This is a genomic window from Streptococcus intermedius SK54 = ATCC 27335 (assembly GCF_000413475.1).
In the GTDB taxonomy this organism is placed as follows: Bacteria; Bacillota; Bacilli; order Lactobacillales; family Streptococcaceae; genus Streptococcus; species Streptococcus intermedius.
Window position 1 is genome coordinate 110,774 of the sequence record NZ_ATFK01000004.1, and the last position, 17,892, is coordinate 128,665.

19 protein-coding genes and 1 riboswitch are annotated in these 17,892 nt (G+C 36.2%); of the genes, 14 read left to right on the plus strand and 5 right to left on the minus strand.

Annotation, left to right across the window (positions count from 1 at the left end):
• Nucleotides 1-63: 63 nt before the first annotated feature.
• The 6 genes from HMPREF1654_RS05980 to HMPREF1654_RS06005 all read left to right on the plus strand — a co-directional run bounded on the left by HMPREF1654_RS05980 (nt 64) and on the right by HMPREF1654_RS06005 (nt 4,963).
• Entirely contained in the window at nt 64-615 is a 552-nt protein-coding gene (locus HMPREF1654_RS05980) for a GNAT family N-acetyltransferase (protein WP_003076866.1), read from the plus strand.
• Nucleotides 608-1,885 (plus strand): CBS-HotDog domain-containing transcription factor SpxR, encoded by a 1,278-nt coding sequence (spxR, locus tag HMPREF1654_RS05985; protein WP_003072609.1) that lies wholly within the window; start codon nt 608-610, stop codon nt 1,883-1,885. The genes HMPREF1654_RS05980 and spxR overlap by 8 nt, the downstream gene beginning before the upstream one ends.
• Nucleotides 1,886-1,909: 24 nt before the next feature.
• Nucleotides 1,910-2,767: a methionyl aminopeptidase gene (locus HMPREF1654_RS05990; RefSeq protein ID WP_003072610.1), complete on the plus strand. Its 858-nt coding sequence runs from the start codon at nt 1,910-1,912 to the stop codon at nt 2,765-2,767.
• A gap of 50 nt (nt 2,768-2,817) precedes the next feature.
• On the plus strand, nt 2,818-3,726 hold the full coding sequence (locus tag HMPREF1654_RS05995; protein ID WP_003076773.1) for a YihY/virulence factor BrkB family protein: 909 nt from the start codon (nt 2,818-2,820) through the stop codon (nt 3,724-3,726).
• A gap of 69 nt (nt 3,727-3,795) precedes the next feature.
• Complete coding sequence (locus HMPREF1654_RS06000) at nt 3,796-4,245, plus strand: MarR family winged helix-turn-helix transcriptional regulator (RefSeq protein WP_003076658.1); 450 nt, start codon at nt 3,796-3,798, stop codon at nt 4,243-4,245.
• A gap of 10 nt (nt 4,246-4,255) precedes the next feature.
• On the plus strand, nt 4,256-4,963 hold the full coding sequence (locus HMPREF1654_RS06005) for a B3/B4 domain-containing protein (protein ID WP_003072615.1): 708 nt from the start codon (nt 4,256-4,258) through the stop codon (nt 4,961-4,963).
• Between the two features lie 743 nt (nt 4,964-5,706).
• On the opposite strand, the gene HMPREF1654_RS06010 is transcribed toward HMPREF1654_RS06005, so the two are convergent.
• A complete protein-coding gene (locus HMPREF1654_RS06010; protein ID WP_003076235.1) occupies nt 5,707-6,150 on the minus strand; it encodes a GtrA family protein in 444 nt (147 codons plus the stop codon).
• A 28-nt stretch (nt 6,151-6,178) separates the two neighbouring features.
• Nucleotides 6,179-6,288, plus strand: a riboswitch (PreQ1 riboswitch).
• On the opposite strand from HMPREF1654_RS06010, the gene HMPREF1654_RS06015 reads away from it, so the two are divergent.
• Entirely contained in the window at nt 6,286-6,795 is a 510-nt protein-coding gene (locus tag HMPREF1654_RS06015) for a QueT transporter family protein (RefSeq protein ID WP_003072618.1), read from the plus strand. Its footprint overlaps the riboswitch before it by 3 nt.
• A gap of 56 nt (nt 6,796-6,851) precedes the next feature.
• Here the strand turns inward: HMPREF1654_RS06015 and HMPREF1654_RS06020 are convergent, their stop codons facing one another.
• Together HMPREF1654_RS06020 and HMPREF1654_RS06025 are read right to left on the minus strand one after the other, a co-directional pair.
• Entirely contained in the window at nt 6,852-7,901 is a 1,050-nt protein-coding gene (locus tag HMPREF1654_RS06020) for a PTS sugar transporter subunit IIC (protein WP_003072620.1), read from the minus strand.
• Nucleotides 7,902-7,925: 24 nt separating this feature from the next.
• On the minus strand, nt 7,926-8,873 hold the full coding sequence (locus HMPREF1654_RS06025) for a 2-dehydropantoate 2-reductase (protein WP_003072621.1): 948 nt from the start codon (nt 8,871-8,873) through the stop codon (nt 7,926-7,928).
• Nucleotides 8,874-9,177: 304 nt separating this feature from the next.
• Between HMPREF1654_RS06025 and ligA the strand changes: the two genes are divergently transcribed.
• From ligA to kphA, 5 genes are all read left to right on the plus strand, one after another.
• Nucleotides 9,178-11,136, plus strand: coding sequence for an NAD-dependent DNA ligase LigA (gene ligA / locus HMPREF1654_RS06030; protein WP_003076606.1), 1,959 nt, complete (start codon nt 9,178-9,180; stop codon nt 11,134-11,136).
• Nucleotides 11,137-11,144: 8 nt separating this feature from the next.
• Complete coding sequence (locus tag HMPREF1654_RS06035; protein ID WP_003076850.1) at nt 11,145-12,104, plus strand: diacylglycerol kinase family lipid kinase; 960 nt, start codon at nt 11,145-11,147, stop codon at nt 12,102-12,104.
• A gap of 13 nt (nt 12,105-12,117) precedes the next feature.
• Nucleotides 12,118-14,418 (plus strand): type I pullulanase, encoded by a 2,301-nt coding sequence (pulA, locus tag HMPREF1654_RS06040; RefSeq protein WP_003076858.1) that lies wholly within the window; start codon nt 12,118-12,120, stop codon nt 14,416-14,418.
• Between the two features lie 116 nt (nt 14,419-14,534).
• Complete coding sequence (gene rpsP, locus HMPREF1654_RS06045) at nt 14,535-14,807, plus strand: 30S ribosomal protein S16 (protein ID WP_003076473.1); 273 nt, start codon at nt 14,535-14,537, stop codon at nt 14,805-14,807.
• 19 nt (nt 14,808-14,826) lie between these two features.
• Nucleotides 14,827-15,066, plus strand: a complete 240-nt coding sequence (gene kphA, locus HMPREF1654_RS06050) for an RNA-binding protein KphA (protein WP_003072626.1) — start codon at nt 14,827-14,829, stop codon at nt 15,064-15,066.
• Between the two features lie 59 nt (nt 15,067-15,125).
• On the opposite strand, the gene HMPREF1654_RS06055 is transcribed toward kphA, so the two are convergent.
• Nucleotides 15,126-15,635 carry a transcription repressor NadR gene (locus HMPREF1654_RS06055; RefSeq protein ID WP_003076429.1) on the minus strand — a complete coding sequence of 170 codons (510 nt, stop codon included), beginning with the start codon at nt 15,633-15,635 and terminating at the stop codon, nt 15,126-15,128.
• A 38-nt stretch (nt 15,636-15,673) separates the two neighbouring features.
• Nucleotides 15,674-16,198: an ECF transporter S component gene (locus HMPREF1654_RS06060; protein ID WP_003072629.1), complete on the minus strand. Its 525-nt coding sequence runs from the start codon at nt 16,196-16,198 to the stop codon at nt 15,674-15,676.
• Nucleotides 16,199-16,338: 140 nt separating this feature from the next.
• Between HMPREF1654_RS06060 and HMPREF1654_RS06065 the strand changes: the two genes are divergently transcribed.
• Together HMPREF1654_RS06065 and HMPREF1654_RS06070 are read left to right on the plus strand one after the other, a co-directional pair.
• Nucleotides 16,339-17,202: a GNAT family N-acetyltransferase gene (locus tag HMPREF1654_RS06065; RefSeq protein WP_003076733.1), complete on the plus strand. Its 864-nt coding sequence runs from the start codon at nt 16,339-16,341 to the stop codon at nt 17,200-17,202.
• 55 nt (nt 17,203-17,257) lie between these two features.
• The gene (locus HMPREF1654_RS06070; RefSeq protein WP_003076960.1) at nt 17,258-17,890 is read left to right on the plus strand and encodes a copper homeostasis protein CutC; all 633 of its coding nucleotides are present in this window, start codon (nt 17,258-17,260) and stop codon (nt 17,888-17,890) included.
• Nucleotides 17,891-17,892 lie beyond the last annotated feature (2 nt).

Genomic DNA, 17,892 nt, shown 5'->3' on the forward strand with positions numbered 1-17,892 from the left:
GCACGATGAAGTGAAATAGCTCAGTTGGTACGCGCCAGCTGAGCTTTATCTTAGAGGTAAGATATGAATTTGTGGACAAAATTGGCAGAATTCGCCTTTATAGAAACAGAACATTTAGTATTGCGTCCCTTTTCCTTTATGGATAGTGAAGCTTTTTATAAAATTGCTTCCAATCCTGAAAATTTGCGTTTCATTTTCCCTGTGCAGGCTAATTTACAAGAAAGTCAACATGTATTGGCTAATTATTTTATGAAATATCCTCTTGGCATTTGGGCGATTTGTGATAAATCTTCTAAGCAAATGATTGGTTCTATCAAATTTGAAAAAGTAGATGAGATAAAAAATGAGGCAGAACTCGGCTATTTTCTTAACAAAGATTATTGGGGACGCGGTTTGATGACTGAATGTGTCAAAAATATTATTTATCTTTCTTTTACACAATTTGGGTTTAAGAAGTTACGGATTGTCACTCATCTGGAAAATAAAGCTAGTCAACGAGTTGCTCAAAAGTCTGGTTTTCGGTTTAGTCGTCAATTTAGGGGAAGTGATCGTTATACACGTAAAATGCGGGATTATTTAGAGTTTTGCTATGAAAAAGGAGACTTTCATGAGTAAACATCAAGAAATTATCGCTTATTTAGAAGAATTACCAGTAGGAAAACGTGTGAGTGTACGCAGCATTTCTAATTTTTTGGGAGTGAGCGAAGGAACTGCCTACCGAGCGATTAAAGAAGCGGAAAATCGTGGATTGGTAGAAACACGTCCTCGTAGTGGAACGATTCGCGTAAAATCTTCCAAAGTGGAGCTGGAGCATTTGACATTCAAGGAAATCGCTGACATTACAAGGTCTGAAGTTCTGGCTGGTCAGGATGGACTTGAAAAAGAGTTCAACAAATTCTCAATTGGAGCAATGACTGAGAAGAATCTCTTACGCTACTTAACGGAAGGAGGTCTCTTGATTATTGGAGACCGCACACGTATTCAACTATTGGCTTTAAAGCATGAAAATGCTGTTTTAGTGACAGGTGGTTTGGATGTAAGCCACGATGTCTTAAAATTGGCAAATCACTTAAGTATTCCTGTTTTAAGATCCCAGCATGATACCTTTACAGTTGCAACCATTATCAATCGGGCATTGTCCAATATGCAGATTAAAACAGATATTTTAACAGTGGAGCAAGTGTATCGAGGGAGTCATGAATATGGATTCTTGAAAGATACTGATACCGTTCGTGATTTTATGGATTTGGTTCGGAAAAATCGCAACAGTCGTTTTCCTGTAGTAAATCAGCATAATATGGTAGTTGGTGTGGTAACAATGCGTGATGCTAGTGATAAATCACCTCACACTATTTTGGATAAAGTGATGACGAAAAATATCTATGCCGTCACTTTAAATACTAGTATTGCCAATGTTAGTCAGCGTATGATTACAGAAGATTTTGAAATGGTGCCAGTTATTCGCAACAATCAAACTCTGCTTGGAGTCATCACGCGTCGTGATGTCATGGAAAAAATGAGTCGCGATCAAGTCTCTAGCCTGCCCACTTTCAGCGATCAAGTCTCTCAAAAACTGCGTCATATTAATGATGAATTTACTTTTGTTGTAGAGCCTTTTATGTTAGGAAATAACGGTGTCTTATCTAATGGTATTTTGACAGAAATTTTAACGACAGCAACGCATCAGTATGTGACATCTGGCAAGAAAAATATTGTCATTGAGCAAATGACAATTTATTTCTTACAAGCTGTTCAAATTGATGAAACCTTGATACTTCGTCCAAGAATAGTTCGACAAACAAGGCATTCTGCCATTTTAGATTATGATATTTATTTAAAACTTCAATTGGTTGCAAAAGCGACGATTACAGTAAAGATAAACTAATACTTCAGATATTAAGGAGAAAGAATGATAACTTTAAAATCACAACGTGAAATTGATTTAATGGATAAGAGCGGAGCATTTCTTGCCAGCATCCACATTGGTTTAAGAGATTTGATTAAACCAGGTGTTGATATGTGGGACATAGAAGAATATGTTCGTAGACGCTGTAAAGAAGATAATGCGCTTCCTCTTCAAATCGGTGTGGAAGGAAGCATTATGGACTACCCTTACGCTACCTGCTGTTCTTTGAATGACGAAGTAGCGCATGCCTTTCCACGTCATCGCCAATTAGTTGAGGGCGATTTAGTCAAAGTAGATATGGTTGTTGGTTTGGTTGATAAAGCAGAATTGGATGTTTCTAAACTGGATTTTAATAATGTGGAACAAATGAAGCACTATACAGAAAATTTTCGTGGTGGTGTTGCAGATTCATGCTGGGCTTATGCAGTTGGGCAAGTGAGCGAAGAAGTACGACAGTTAATGGCTGTTACGAAAGAATGTCTATATCGTGGAATTGAAGTTGCTCGGGTTGGTAATCGGATTGGTGATATCGGTGCAGCGATTCAAGAATACGCGGAAAGTTATGGTTATGGTGTTGTTCGTGACTTGGTAGGACATGGTGTCGGTCCAACTATGCATGAAGAACCAATGGTACCTCATTACGGACGTGCTGGACGCGGATTGCGTCTCCGTGAAGGCATGGTCTTGACCATTGAGCCAATGATTTCAACGGGCACTTGGGAAATTGACACAGATTTTGAGACGGGTTGGGCGCACAAAACGTTAGATGGCGGACTTTCTTGTCAATATGAGCATCAGTTTGTGATTACCAAAGATGGTCCTGTTATTTTGACCAGCCAAGGGGAAGAAGGAACGTATTAAAAATAGGAGTGGAAGAGGGGCTTTTTGCTCCTTATTCTATAGGAGATGGGATGAAAAAGTTTGGTACTAAGATTGGACAAAATCCATTTTTACAAGCCTTTTTTAGATTTTATCAGGCGTCTGAAATTGATTTGACAAGCATTGCAGTAGCTTATTATTTGTTGATTTCAATTTTTCCATTGCTTTTAATCGTTGTAAATATACTGCCTTATTTTCGAATTCCAATAGCAGAATTTTTAGAAGCGATAGAAGGTGTTTTGCCAGAGTCACTTTATGAAATGATCGCGAAGGTCATTCGCAATGTATTAACACAACCCTCTTCTGGCTTGTTGAGTTTTTCCATTCTCTCAGCCTTATGGGCTTTTTCACAATCAATGTCTTTTTTACAAAAAGCTTTTAATAAAGCTTATGGAGTTGCAAAAGATAGAGGGATCATTTCACATCGGTTATTTAGTTTAGTGATGAGTATAGGCTTACAATTACTTTTTGCGTTCTCTCTTTTACTAACGATGTTTGGACGGATGTCCCTTCGGTTACTTCACAGCTTATGGAGATTTGATAATCAGCTTTATGTCAGTCTACAAAAGATGACTCAACCAACTATTTATACTTTGTTGTTTCTTTCTTTATTGATGATATATTACTTTTTACCTAATGTCAAAATTAGAAAGATTCGATATGTTTTACCAGGAACAGCTTTTGTAGTCTTTATAATTGGCGGTTTGTTAAACTTATTTTCAGTTTATTTGGACACTTATGTAAATCACTTAATGGATATTCGCTTTTTTAGTTCTGTTTTTGTTGTGGTCGTAATGATTTGGTTTATTCTTATTGCCCAAATACTCATTGTTGGTGCAATTCTAAATGCAAGTTATCAAAGTTGTTACGAAAAAGAATTTGAAACTAGGCACAAGCAACTAATAACGCGGCTTATCAAAAATAAACAGAAGTTCAAATGAACTTCTGTTTTGTGTTCTCTTTATTGCATTTGCAACAAAGTGTGGTATAATATTTCTGAAGGAGATAATATGACGATTTTACGAGAGATTGGTATCATTGCGCGAGCGCTAGATTCAATGGCAAATATTGAATTTCGCCATGTTGATTTGGCCAAAGGACAATATTTGTATTTGGTTCGTATCGTAGAAAACCCAGGAATTATTCAGGAGGAGCTATCTGAATTTTTGAAAGTAGACCGGTCAACCGTTGCTCGCTCCGTCAAAAAGTTAGAAAGTAAAGGTTTGATTGAAAGAAGGGGTGCAGCTGGAAATCTAAAAACGAAAGAGCTTTTTGCGACAGATGCAGGAAGAAGACTTTACCCGTTTATCTTGGCAGAACATATGTATTCTGAGCAGCAGGCTTTGACAGGATTTTCAAAAGAAGAAGCTCAATTGTTAGAAAAAATGTTATCAAAGGTGCGACAAAATATTACTGATGATTGGGAATTGGTAAAAAAAGGACAAAAAAGAAATTATTGAGAGGTGTAAAATGAAAGTCATAGTTGAAAAGGAATTTTGGGAGTTATTTCCTCAAGCACAAATTAGTATTATGGTAGTTAAAGGATTGGATAATAGTGTTGATGAAAGTAAGGATACTTATTTTAAATCTTTATTAAATAAGGGAAGTAAGCGAGCAGAAACTTTTATTGAAGATGACACGTTTACTCAAAATATTGTGATTCAAGAATGGCGTAATGCTTTTAGTAAGTTTAGAACTAAAAAAGGCGCTCGTTCTTCTATTGAGGCTCTTTTAAAAAGGGTAAGTCAAGGTCGTGAGTTCAATCCAATCAATCCGTTGGTGGATCTTTATAATAGCGTATCACTTTCCTATGCTGTTCCTTGTGGGGGTGAAGATATGGCTAAAATTCAAGGCGATTTACATCTTGGCAAAGCAGAGGGAGGAGAGGCTTTCTTTCCGCTTGGCGCAGAGACGGATGCACCGGCTCTTCCAGAAGAAATCATCTATTATGATGATGAAGGAGCTGTTTGTCGTTGTTTTAACTGGAGGGAAGCACAACGAACGATGTTAACAGAAGGGACAACGGATGCGGTATTAGTTATTGAAGCGATTAATGAAGATCAAGCAAAGCGTGCGCAAGTAGCTATGAATGAATTGAAAAGTTTAGTTGAAGATTATTTTGGTGTGAAAGGGGAAATTACTAATCTGACAATAAATCAACCAAGCGTAGAAATGTAAAAATAAAAAGCTTTTAAACAGAACCACCTATCATGTAATGGTTATATAAGGAGGTTCTTTTTTTGTGACTAAAAAGAACGGAAATTTACAAAATATTTCTCTAAATTTAAATTACAGGTAGTTAGTTATCAAAGCGAAAGGATGTCCTCTATTGTTAAGAATATAGCTTAAAAAGCAGATAGCCAAATTTGAAATTGAACAAGAAAATATCATGAAAATCCCGAGTTCCTCAAACAGGATTTAAGAGTTTGTAAATCCTAAGATAACCAAAGAATAAAATGCTTGTCTATGCATGGAGAATGATATTTTAAAATCTTAAGGGCTATCCTCACTTTCTGAGAATAGCTCCTTTTATCAAGCAGGGAATGGTTGCAAAGTGGTCACTCTGTGTCCAGTTTATCCGCCTATTTCGATTTTTTAAGTTCTTCTTACTATCTTTGGCTATGTAGTAGCAAATCACTATACAAATGGTTTAACACTGACTTGTCATAAAGTTATTATAGGCCTATTTCACGTTTTGAGAAAGAAGCTTGTCATAAGACTACCTCTTGTAAGAATTTCTTTTTACATTTTAAGAGTGAATCATTGAGATTATCCCCTTCACAGATTGGAGAGAAATTGATTCAGCAGCGAAAGACTATAGTGATAAATATAAGATAAGAGGCTACACGAAATTTTAAAGGGTATAGAGAATCACACATGGCGAACAACTATAGTTTTCTTACTGTTCATTTCAAGCTCTTTTATTTCTTTGATTTATTTTTAAATACAAATATTTTGCTAAAAACATAATTGAGTACAATAATAACGATTTGAGCAAACAGTGTTTCAATAGTATTGATCAATTTCATATCATGGTGAACAAACTGGCCGATGATATTTGGAAAAGTAGTAACAAAAATAAGTGTAAGTCCCATATCCAGTAAAAAGGTGGAAATCCGTGCAATTACAAACTTGATAAAACGAGAAAACCAGTTTTTTCTTTCTTGTTTAAAAACAATCGTATCGTTTGTCACAAAGGCAAAGAGGATACCAGCGATATTTCCCAAAGCTGTAGCTAGCAATTCATTGCTTGTATAAGCGTAACAAAACATACGAGTAAGAACAGCAACAACAGTTGTAGCAACACCAAAAAACAAATAAGACAAAATTTCATTCTCAAAAAAGTGTGTAATATATTTTTTCATATATTTACTCTATCATATTTAAAAAAAATGTGCTATACTTGAAAGGCTGTATTAATGTTATCAATACAGTCCTTGGCGCTTAGTTTCCTTTCGCCAAGCATATTATACGCGGTTATAGCCGCCAAAGGAGAAAAAATGGAAAAATTTACTGTTCGTGATATGGCTCAAATTGCTTTGGTTGCTGCGATTTATGTAGCACTCACAATGACACCGCCCCTGAATGCTATTAGTTATGGAGCCTATCAATTTCGTATTTCTGAAATGATGAACTTTATGGCTTTTTATAAACCTAAGTACATTATTGGAGTCACATTAGGTTGCATGATTGCTAATTTATTTAGTTTTGGGCTTATTGATGTCTTTGTCGGTGGTGGCTCGACCTTGATATTTTTGAGTTTGGGTGTATATTTCTTTAGAAAATATATGAATGAATATCTATTTAATGGATTAATCAGTAAAGCCTTTTTTTATTTTGCAATTTTCTTTTCGCTTTCTATGGTGACTATTGCAGCAGAATTATATATTGTTGCCAAAGCTCCATTTTTCTTGACTTGGTTTACGACTGCAGCAGGAGAGTTCGCTTCACTCATTATTGGTGGAATTTTAATGGACAAGCTAAATAAGCGGATTGACTTGGGGAAATAAATGCTTTGAATAGCAGACTTAATAAAAAATCTGTCGAAAATTCGACAGATTTTTTATTAGTCTTGGAATTTAAATACTACAGAAGAATCATATAATTTCAAGATTTTTTCAAAAATAATTTTACTTGCCAGAGCTGCAAGAATTGGAACAATGAGCCATACAATAACTGCTAAAGCTACATTTAGTCCCGCATCAATAGAAGCTAATGGCCCAACCAAACCAACGAGACCAAAACCTGCTGACTGAGCAGTTCCGCTGACTGAGAAAAGAGCTACTGGGATAGCAGATATAACAGCTGTGGTCAAACACGGAACTAAAATAATCGGATATTTAAAAACATTTGGCATCATCAGTTTCATAGCTCCTAAAGCAATAGCTAAGGTCACACCTGAATTATTTACTTTCCAAGAATGAACAACCAAAGCAACAGCTGTAGCAGCAACTCCCATTGCTGAAGCACCAGCTGAAATTCCGTTTAATTGAATAGCTAAACCGATAGCTACGGTTGAGATTGGAGAAATGATAATAAAGGCAAATGAACAACAAATTAAAATCGACATCAATAGCGGTTGGAAGTGTGTAAATTCATTGATAACCACTCCAATGCCAGTTGTAATTTGTTTAACAAATGGCAAGAGCAGTAAGCCGATAAAGGCTGCACCTACCCCGACGACAATCGGCATAGCTACCACAGCTGTTGAACCGAATCGATCTTTAATCAACATAAGCATACCAACTGCGATGGCTGCGGTCAACATAGTGTTGATCAAATCACCTGTGCCAGCCCCAACATATTTACCGAGTTCAGTATTGAAAGTAACGACACCTGAAGCTACAAAAGCAGCTCCGGCAGTGACCATCATTTGCATGGGTTTAAATCCAAATTGTAAAGCAATTAATCCACCAATAATTAACGGCGTTGCTAGTTGGAAAATAACAGCGATATGAATAATAGTCTGTGCAATTGGCACAGTACTGAAATATTTCAAAATGGCTGATAAAACAGCGTTTGGAATTAAGCCAATAATAACTCCTAATGCTGTTCCTGCCAATACTTTATTGACAAAGATTTTTGCTGTCATCTTTTCTTGTACTTGTGTTTCCATCTAATTTCCCTTTCTGTTTCCAAACTATTTAGCGCCTAATATTTGTTCTTTACAGTGAACCAATTCTGTCAAGAAGGAGCAATATGGAGTTTGTACACCATACTTTTGACCTTTTCGTACGACAGCTCCGTTGATATAATCAATTTCTGTTAAACGATTATGCTCGTTCAAATCTTGATACATTGATGGGTGATGTAATCCGATTGTATCTCGATTGTAGCAATTTTTTTCGATGTAATCGACAGTTTCCTCAACATTCAAATCGACATTTTCATATTTTGCAACCGCCGCAAATTCATTGACAATTTGTTGAACAATTGTATGGGCGGGCGTAGTATCACCGAAGTCTGCCATATTAGAAAGTAAAATGGTACATAAACCATTCATTGTTCCGTTGACGCAAGCCTTTTTATAAATGGCGTGTAAAATATCCTCTGAGTACTGTGCATTCAATCCAGCAGAATTTAAGATTTCGACAATGTGATCAGCTGTATCTTTGGCTTTTGAATCTGAAACCAGATTTTTCAGTGCAACGGTTCCATTTCCGAATAACTTCACTTGACCTGGTCCTTCCATACCTGCTGTCCACATAGTATTTCCAATCATGATATGATCTTTTGGCACATATCTTTCAATGATTTCTTCGTGTCCTATCCCATTTAATAAACAGAGAACATTTGTATGTTCTTTTATCAATGGCTGAATGTCTGTTAACATTGCTTCTAACTGCATTGCTTTAGTAAATAAAATGATTAAATCGCTGGACAAAGCTGGCTTTAGTTCGCTTTGAAGATAAATTGGTAATTTAGCGATGATTTGTTCACCATTTAAGTTAGCTTGTAAGCCGTTTTTCTGGATAGCTTTTACATGTTCTTTCCAGCCATCTATTAAAGTCACTTTATGTCCTGCTAGATGCAACATGAGACCAAAGCGACTTCCCATAGCACCAGCACCTGCAATTGTAATATTCACAATATGCTTCCTCCTGTATATTGTTCGAATTTTTTCTTTATTAAAAGAAAGTGAACTATATATATTTTACTTCTTTTATATCTTTTTTTCAATTAAATTTTGAATTATTAAGATATCTATAAAGTTCTAAGGGCAAAATTCTATTAAATTATTTATAAAATATCTAGGACATCTTATTTTACGAATGCTTATAAAATTTAGACATTCTAGTTTTTATGCTATTTCATTTTATGTGTCTAATTTTTTTGTTAAGAATATTAGTAAGAATGCTGTAGAAACGCATGAATTATGATAAAATAGAAATATGAAAGACAGAATGTTAGAACTGGTGAACCTACTAAATCAATATGCGCATGAATATTATACAACGGATAATCCAAGCGTATCAGATAGTGAATATGATAGGTTATATCATGAATTGTTAGATTTAGAACAGCAATACCCAGAGCTCGTTCAGGCTGATAGCCCAACTCATCGCGTGGGTGGTAAGGTTTTAGAAGGGTTTGAAAAATACCAACATCAGTATCCGCTATATAGTTTGCAGGATGCTTTTTCACGTGAAGAGTTAGAGGCATTTGATGTACGGATTCGCAAAGATTTTCCAAAGGTGAGTTATCTGTGCGAGTTAAAAATTGATGGTCTCTCCATTTCTCTTATGTATGAAAATGGCATTTTGGTTGCAGGAGCCACTCGGGGAGACGGCTCTGTCGGAGAAAATATCACAGAAAATTTAAAAAGAGTCAAAGATATTCCATTAGTCTTGCCAACTGCTGTAAATCTGACAGTTCGTGGTGAATGTTATATGCCACGTAGTTCCTTTGATAGGGTGAACCGATTGCGGCAAGAAAACGGGGAGTCGGAATTTGCAAATCCAAGAAATGCTGCAGCAGGAACGTTACGCCAGTTAGATACTGCAATTGTAGCCAAACGTAATCTTGCAACCTTTCTCTATCAAGAAGTTAGTCCAACAGACATGGCGAGCCAAGATGCTGTTTTAAAGAAGTTATCTAAAAATGGATTTAGTGTGAATGAACAGTATATTTTGGCTGATTCGATGGATGAAGTATGGGAATTCATAGAAAAAATCAATCAAGAACGGAAACAATTACCTTATGATATTGATGGAGTTGTAGTTAAAGTAAATGATTTGGCAATGCAGGAGGAGTTAGGTTTTACTGTAAAAGCACCTAAATGGGCGATTGCTTACAAGTTTCCGGCCGAAGAAAAAGAAGCTCAACTTTTATCAGTTGATTGGACGGTTGGGCGAACTGGAGTGGTTACACCGACTGCTAATCTAACACCTGTGCAACTAGCAGGTACGACAGTCAGTCGAGCAACTCTGCACAATGTCGATTACATTGCTGAAAAAGATATTCGTAAAGACGATACAGTTATCGTTTATAAGGCGGGTGATATTATCCCTGCTGTTTTGAGAGTTGTTGAAGGTAAACGTCAATCAGAGGATAAGATTGAAATTCCTAAGTATTGTCCGAGTTGTGGCAGTGAACTGATTCATTTTGAAGATGAGGTTGCCTTGCGTTGTATCAATCCACGATGTCCTGCACAAATCAAAGAAGGTTTAATTCATTTTGCTAGTCGTGATGCCATGAATATCGCAGGTCTTGGTCCGGCTGTTGTTGAAAAGTTATTTGATCAGCAACTGGTAAAAGATGTGGCTGGTATTTACCGTTTGACTGTAAATGATTTGTTGCAATTGGAGAATTTTAAGGAAAAATCAGCTAACAAATTATATACTGCTATTCAAACTTCTAAGGAAAATTCTGCTGAGAAATTATTATTCGGCTTAGGTATTCGCCATGTTGGAAGTAAAGCTAGTCAGATTTTACTAGAGCATTTTCATGACTTGGAGCAGTTAGCAAAAGCAACTAGAGAAGAAGTTGCTGCACTGGATAGCCTAGGAATGGTAATTGCAGAAAGCTTAACTAGTTATTTTGCTCAGGAAGGCACACAGATTCTATTGGAAGAATTGAAAGAAGTGGGAATTAATTTAGCTTACCTAGGTAAAAAGGTTTCAGCGGATGCGGCTCTTTCTGGATTAATTGTTGTGTTAACAGGGAAATTAGAGCGACTAAATCGCTCAGAAGCAAAAGCAAAATTAGAAAGTTTAGGTGCAAAGGTAACGAGCTCTGTTTCTAAAAAAACAAGTTTAGTCGTTGCTGGAGCAGATGCAGGAAGTAAATTAACAAAAGCTCAAGAGTTAGGAATTGACATTCGTGATGAATCTTGGCTTGAGAACTTGTAGAGGTTTGTATGGAAACAGCTAGAAAAAGAGCACGATTGATTTATAATCCGACCTCTGGTCAGGAAATTATTAAAAAAAATATCGCAGAAGTTTTAGACGTTTTAGAAGATGTGGGTTATGAAACAAGTGCTTATCAAACAACACCCGCTCCTTTATCAGCTCAAAACGAAGCAGAGAGAGCAGCCAAAGCAGGATTTGATTTAATTGTGGCAGCTGGTGGCGATGGAACGATTAACGAAGTGGTTAATGGCGTGGCACCATTGGAAAACCGTCCCAAGTTGGCGTTTATTCCTACTGGTACAACCAATGACTATGCGCGTGCTCTCAAGATTCCAATGGGAGATCCAGTAGCAGCTGCTCGGATTATTGAAAAAGATCAAACCATAAAAATGGATATCGGTCAAGCTTATGGAAAAAAATATTTTATCAATATTGCTGCAGCAGGAACTTTGACAGAATTAACATATAGTGTTCCAAGCGAAGTTAAATCGCGTCTGGGTTATCTTGCCTATGTTGCAAAAGGAGCAGAAATGCTGCCAAAATCTAAATTACGTAAGGTGCATATTGAACATGACCATGGTGTGTTTGAAGGTAAAGTTTCTTTAATCTTTGCTGCCTTGACCAATTCAATTGGCGGTTTTGAAAAATTGGCACCAGATACAGTATTGGATGATGGTAATTTCACCTTGATTTTGGTGAAAACAGCAAGGTTATTTGACATGTTAGCATTGATGATTCAAGCAATCAATGGTGGTCAGCATGTGACTGATGCAAATGTAGAATATTTAAAAACAAGTAAATTAAAATTAGAAGTTTTAGATAAAAAGGCACCATTCATGTTAAATTTGGATGGTGAATATGGTGGAGACACTCCTGTTGAGTTAGAAGTTCTTCATAACCATTTAGAGTTTTTTGCAAATATTGATGAGATTAGCGATAGTGCTTTGTCATTAGAAAATAGGGAATAATCAGGAGAATATGATGTTAGACTATCGTGTCTTAATCCATTACCATAATCAATTAGGTAATTATACAGCTTATAATATGTGGAAATGGCAAATGAATAAATGGGGAGAAGAAGCTTCTTTTTTTCAAAGAGATGATTTTGGTATTCAAGGGAATTTGTCGTATAAGAGCCATCATGCTTTAGATTATGCGCATGTCATTGTAAAAACAATTGATTGGTCTCACCAGTCGGTTGACTATTCCATTCAGTTATTACCTCCTCATCTGGTGACGGAAATCTGGATTATTGAAGGAGATAAGCAAATTTATTATTCTAGGCAAGCTGCTATAGCTAGTCCGTATTATGCAAAGCGAGATTTTCATGCTTTTGATATGGCTTTAGATAGCAAGCATTTTGATCAGCATTGGGGTTACCAAGGTTGGCTAGGTTGCCGTTTTGATGGTCAAACAGCTGAATTTAAACTTTGGGCACCAACCGCTAAAAAAGTGCAGTTAGTGGTATATAAGAATAGCAGTAATAATTCGGAAATTTGGAAAATTTATGAGTTGCAAAGAGGGAAGAGGTTTTCAAAAGATCATTCTGAAAATACAATTGGGATTTGGTCTAGGGTGATTTTGGATGATTTATCAGGTAGAGCTTATCAATATCAGTTAGAGTTTGAGTCTCACAAAACATTGACGCGCGATCCATACGCAGAAGCAACGACTGATGATGGATTTCGTTCTGTCGTTTTATCACCTACGGAGCGAAACCCTAAACATTTTCAAGTAAAGCAAGGACAACAAGCAATTTGGCGTTTGGAAAATCCTTGTCAGGCTGTTATTTATGAAATGCATGTACGAGACCTGACGAAATCTAGTAGTTCTGGTGTTTCTAAAAAATATCGAGGTACCTTTTTAGGTGCCTGTCAGAGAGGGACTAAAAATAGAATGGGGCAGGCGACAGGATTTGACTATATCCAATCTTTAGGTGTCAATGTCGTACAATTACAGCCGATCTCTGATCGACATAAAGACTATGATCAAGATGGGAATGTGGCTTACAACTGGGGTTATGACCCTCAAAATTACAATGCTCCAGAAACGAGTTTTTCAACAGATCCAACAAATCCTTCTCAAGGAATGCGGGATTTGAAAACGATGATTCAAGCTTATCATGATGCGGGTGTTTCTGTGGTGATAGATGTTGTGTACAATCATAGTTACTCTACTTATGATTCGCCTTTTCAAGCTACAGTGCCAGATTATTACTATCGGATGAATCCAGATGGCTCTTTCCAAAATGGGACAGGCGTGGGGAATGAAACAGCTAGTGAACACGAGATGTTCCGGAAATATATGATTGATTCGATTCTTTATTGGGTCAATGAGTATAATATAGATGGTTTTCGTTTTGATTTGATGGGAATTCATGACATTGAAACCATGCGTCAGATTCGAGAAGCTTTGGATGAGATTGATCCTCAAATCCTGACTTATGGTGAAGGTTGGGATATGGGAACCGGGTTACTTCCTCTTGATAAAGCTAAGAAAGATAACGCTTTCGAATTACCAAATATTGGTTTTTTCAATGACACTGAACGTGATGCTATTAAAGGAGCGGAGGTCTATGGGGGCTTAAAAGCTGGTTTTGTAAGTGGAGAGGCAACAGAATCAATTGTTGCTAAAGCAATTTTAGGAAGCAATGAACTGGGAGTTTATCTGGAACCGAAACAAGTTGTGAACTATGTAGAAGCGCATGATAATTATAATTTACATGACTTGTTAGTGGAACTACATCCAGATGATGATGACTTGACTCGTACCAAACGAATTGAATTGGCGACTGCGATGAATTTGCTGTTGCAAGGTATGAGTTTTATGGAACTAGGACAGGAATTTTCACGTAGCAAGCTAGTAGCAACTGGAGAAAATGGTCAAACTATTCAGGAAGATTATGAACGTGCTATGAATAGTTATAATGCTCCTGATACTGTTAATCAGGTAAATTGGGATTTGATAGCTGATCACCAAGAAAGTATTGACTATATCAAAAAGATTATCCATTTAAAAACTATGACAAAAGAATTTTCTTATCAACATTACGAAGACATTTACCAGCACGTCTTTGTGCACTCAGCTCATTCAGGAAGTGGGATTGTCATTTTTGAGGTGAAAGATGAGAAATATTACCTTGTGATCTTCAATGCAAGCGGCCAAAGTTACAACATTGAAGATATTGGCAATTTGAGATTTGTAGCTGGTAATAGTCGCCAAGTTAGTGATTCTTTTGTTGAAGATTTAACAGCAACAGTCTTTGAGGTTCTAGAATGGTAATTTGAGAGATGTCAAGTTTTTTTCTTGACACCTATTCTTACTTGTGATATGATAGAGTACGTTGGTAATAGCTCTGCTATACCTAAAAATAAAAAGAGAAAAGAGAAATTTTAAAAATGGCAGTTAAAATTCGTTTAACTCGTATGGGTTCTAAGAAAAAACCTTACTATCGTATTAACGTAGCAGATTCACGTTCACCTCGTGACGGACGTTTCATCGAAACAGTTGGAACTTACAATCCACTTGTTGCTGAAAATCAAGTTACTTTGAAAGAAGATCGTGTTCTTGACTGGTTGTCGAAAGGTGCTCAACCTTCTGATACAGTTCGTAACATTCTTTCAAAAGCTGGCGTAATGAAAAAATTTCACGATTCTAAATACTCTAAATAAATAGAAGTGCAGGTTAACCATGGACACGATTGAAAATCTTATTATTGCGATAGTGAAACCGCTGATTTCACAACCAGATGCTTTAACGATTAGGATTGAAGATACACCAGAATTCTTGGAATATCATTTAGATCTTGATCCTAGCGATGTTGGACGTGTAATTGGTCGTAAAGGTCGCACAATTTCTGCGATAAGGACGATTGTTTACTCTGTTCCAACCGAAGATAAAAAAGTTAGAATTGTTATTGACGAAAAATAAAATAGAGCCTTAGTGGCTCTATTTTTTGAAATCTATCCTTAAAATGACTTGTGTATGTTTTACAGTAGAAAACCTAAATTTTCTAGTGCTTTTTCGATATAATCTAAATCTTGCTGCGAATCGGCTTCTACTAGATGATAATGGACACCGTCTGTCAATTCAGATAAACCGCGGAAATTACTTTCATGAATTTGTTGGATAAAATGTTGGACATCTCTGCGACAAGTTAATTTCAGATACGTTTGGATTTCCCCATAAACAGGATGCTCCACCATAATATTTTGGACTCGTCCGCCATTGTCTACGATTGCCAACAATTCTGTTTCGATATCTTCGATTGTGTGCTTGACTTTAAAAAGCTGGTGATAATATTTAACAGTATCATTCATTTTGTAAATATAGCCTCTATTTGTGCTAATAATAGGAGCACCATCAGCTCGAAGAACGGCAATATCTTGAACAATAATTTGGCGCGTAACATTGAATTTTTCTGCTAGAATTTGACCATTTAAAGGAGTTTCTGTATTTTTTAAAAGTTGTAATAAATTAGTTCTTCTTTGTTTTATCATAAATTCATTGTAGAATAAATCCGTTAATTATTCAAGATTTAACGGATTTTTTGTAGAGTCTTATAAATAAATTGTGCAATGATAAAGTCAACGATACTATGAATAATTGTTCCAACACCTACGAGAATGAAGAGAAGGTAAAACATATTTTCTGGAAAAGAAGTAGAGGCGTAAAAGACGAGACAAGCAAGAACTTCAGCAATCGCATGAACGAAAGCAAGAACAATATTTAGTATCCAAGTTTGAATTGGTTTATCTAAAGTTTTAGGATATTTTCTAAGGTAAAGAGCACCTAACAATCCGAAGAAGAGATGAGATAAGGCGCGAAGAACAATAACAATAGGATAACCAGCTGCTAAGAATCCAAAGGTGGAACCTAAAATAACGACTAAAGTCATCAAAGGCGAGATAAACATAGCTAAAAAGATAGGGACATGGCTTGCTAACGTATAAGAAGCGGGTGGAATAATAATTTTTATAGGCATAATCATAGGAATGACAATAGCTAGCGCTGTCAAAAGAGCTGTGAGAGTTATAAATTGGTTTTTTGTTTTTGGTTTCATAATTCCTCCAGTAACTGTATATACATAAGTATATTTTATTGTTTTTACAGATAATGTCAAGAGAAAATTTCGATAAAGTAAACAAAATTCCTAAATAGTAGGTACTATGTTTGTTAGAATATTAATAAGAGGAGAAAACTATGATAGATATGTTAGAACAGCCAGAGTATATTGCTATTCATTCTTCCTTACGTTTGCGAAAGTATGATGGACAAGCTCATCTAGCTTTTTCTTGGTATCAGAATCCTGATGTAATCCATTTGATTGATGATAGTAGAGAGCCTTATACACTTCAGCGAATCAAGAAAATGTATGACTATCTTACTCAGCATGGAGAAGTGTATTTTATTGAGATTCTGATAAATGAAAATTGGATGCCAATTGGTGATGTAAGTTTTTGGCAAGAGGATATGCCTATTGTTATTGGTAACTCAGATTATCGTGGTCATGGAATCGGGAAGACTATTGTTCAAGCATTAATTGAACGTGGACGACAGCTGGGCTATGAACGTTTGTATGTTCGAGAAATTTATGATTACAATACTGCTTCTAAAAAGATGTTTGAATCGGTAGGATTTTATCCCATAGAAAAGACTGAAAAAGGACATCGCTATGCTTTGGATTTACTGCTTCCTTTATCAGCTATTCAACCAAGTCAATTTTATCTTTCAGAAGAGAAACTAAAGCAGGTTCAGACATGGTTTGATACAAAGAACATAAGTAGTTTAAAACCCTTGCCAATTAAGCGCTTCCAAGACAAAATCTTTTTTACTGATGGACACAGTAGAGCATTTATAGCTTATCAAGCTGGTTTTGAAGAGATTCCAGTTTATGCAGAAAAAGACGATTTGAATTGGGAGTTCTATTCCTATTGTCTTCAAGTTTGTGACAAAATAGGTATTGCTACAATAAAAGATTTAGAAAATCGGATTTTGTCTGTGTCGGATTACAAGAAAAATTGGTTAGATTGGTGTCAACAACTCTCAAAAAAATTTGAGGAATAAATAAAGATTGTGTTATAATGGTCAAGAAAACAGTTTCATATAGAAGAGGTCAAAAATGATTTATGAATTTTGTGCAGAAAACGTGACTGATTTGGAAAAAGCCATGCAAACAGGTGCTCGAAGGGTTGAGCTTTGTGATAATCTAGCGGTGGGTGGAACGACGCCGAGCTATGGTGTCATAAAAGCAGCTGTAGAGTTAGTGGATCCTTACCATGCAACTGTTATGACGATGATTCGTCCACGTGGAGGAGATTTTGTATACAATGATTTAGAAATGAAAATCATGTTAGAGGATATTCAAATGGCTTGCAGAGCTGGTACACATGGTGTAGTTTTTGGTGCATTGACAGTTGCTGATAAAATTGATTATCTAAAAATGGAAAAGTTGGTAGAAGCTGCTCAAGGATTAGAGATCGTATTTCACATGGCTTTTGATGCTATTCCAAAGGAACAGCAGTTCAGTACAATAGATTGGTTAATCGAACATGATGTGAATAGAATTTTAACTCATGGAGGAGTAGCTACAGAGCCGATCCACAATCATTTTCTCTGGTTAAATACTTTGATAAAACATGCAGCTGGTCGAATTGAAATTTTACCAGGAGGAGGTATTACGGTTAATAATCGTGATGAAATTATCGCAAATCTTGGCGTGAACCAACTTCATGGCACCAAAATTGTATTTTAGAA